Source organism: Paraburkholderia phenazinium (assembly GCF_900100735.1).
GTDB lineage: Bacteria > Pseudomonadota > Gammaproteobacteria > Burkholderiales > Burkholderiaceae > Paraburkholderia > Paraburkholderia phenazinia.
This window is the reverse complement of the sequence record NZ_FNCJ01000049.1, coordinates 1-1,702: the sequence shown is the minus strand read 5'-3', so window position 1 is coordinate 1,702 and position 1,702 is coordinate 1. Positions and strand designations below refer to the sequence as shown.

The window sequence follows — 1,702 nt, the reverse complement described above, 5'->3', positions numbered from 1 at the left end:
CCGCCGGCAGCATCAGCGCACCAACCCGCCGCTCCACGCCCTCCGCCATCTGCGCCAGAATCGCTTCGTACTGCGAGGCAATCCGCTCGACAGTCTCGCGATCGATCCGCTCGCCGTCCCACGCCCATTCGAGCGAAAGCGCCTGCCTGCGCGGAATGATCGCCAGCGCGAGCGGGTAATGCGTCGGGTCGACCGAGTCGAGCGACTGGACCTTCAGGCTCGCGTCGGCGTCGCTCCCGGCTTCGACGGGATAGTTTTCGAACACGACAATACTGTCGAACAAGGCGTCGCCGCTACGCCCCGTCCACTGCTGCACGCGCGCGAGCGGCGTGTGTTCGTGCTGCCGTAGTTCGGTCAGTTCGCCTTGCAGCTTGCGCAGCCACGCGCCGACATCCACCGTCACGTCCACATCGACCCACACCGGCAGCGTATTGATGAAGAGCCCCAGCATCCGTTCGACACCAGGCAGATGCGCCGGCCGTCCCGCGAGCGTCGTGCCATACGCGACGCCGCGCCGGTGTCCGTAGCGCGCGAGCAGTACGGCCCAGGCGCCCTGCATCAGCGTGTTGAGCGTGATTTCGTGGCGGCGCGCCGCTGCCTGCAACCGCGCGGTGAGCGTTTCGTCGAGTGCGCGGCGCCGCGCGTGCGTGCCCCGCTCAGTCGCGCGCGGCACGCCAAGGCTCGCGGTCAGCGTCGCCGGATCATCGACCCGTTCAGCCCGCGTGCGCCACCACGCTTGCGTCGCGGGATCATCTACCGCCTTGAGAATCCAGTCGACGTAACCGCGATACGCCGGCGCCGCTTCGAAGTTCACGGCCGCACCGCCCGTGCGAGCCCGGTAGTCGCGCAGGATTTCGGCGAACAGCAGCGAGACGCTCCAGCCGTCGAGCAACAGATGATGGTGAGTCCAAACGAGGTCGGCCGTTTGCGCGTCGCGAAGGAAGAGCGCGACGCGCATCAGTGGCGCCACATCCGGCGCAATGCCATCGGCGAGATCGCGCGCACGCCAGTCGGCGAGGCGCGCGTCGTAATCCGGTGCACTGGACCAGTCGTGTGTCGCGAACGGCAACGCGATCTTGCGATGGACGATCTGCATCACCGTGCCGCCGTGCTGCCATCCGAAGGCCGTACGCAGGATCGCGTGACGTTCGAGCGCGGCCTGCCAGGCGTCTTGCATCGCGGCGATGTCAAGCGCGCCGGACAGCGTCACGCACATCTGGTTGAGATACGCGCCCTGCTCCGGTTCCGCGAGCGTGTGATAGAGCAAGCCGCCTTGCAGCGGTGTCGCCGAATAGACGTCTTCGATGTGTTCGGGTGTGAGGCCGAGCGCGCGCCACAGATCGGACGACTCCGACCCGCTCGTGCCAGGCAGCGGTTCGGCTGCGGCTGGCGATGCCGAAACCGGTCGCGCTGCGCGTGCGAGCTGCTGCACGGTCGGCGCTTCGAACACCGTGCGCGGCGTGACGTGCAGACCAGCGTCGCGCGCCCTCGAGACAATTTGCAGGCTCAGGATCGAGTCGCCGCCGATCACGAAGAAGTTGTCGGTCACACCGATGTCATCACGCCGCAACACGGCGCGCCAGACGGCGAGCAAGGTTGCCTCGGCGGGCGTCGAAGGTGCGACGGCCTGCGCGGCGTTCGCCACTGCTTCAGGTGCGGGCAATGCGCGGCGGTCGAGCTTGCCGTTCGGCGTCAGCGGGAA

Annotated in this window: 1 protein-coding gene; it reads right to left on the bottom strand. The window is 67.9% G+C overall.

Annotated elements, in window-relative coordinates:
• On the bottom strand, positions 1 to 1,702 hold a 1,702-nt coding region (locus tag BLQ92_RS39105), incomplete at both ends, for a condensation domain-containing protein (protein ID WP_244896725.1).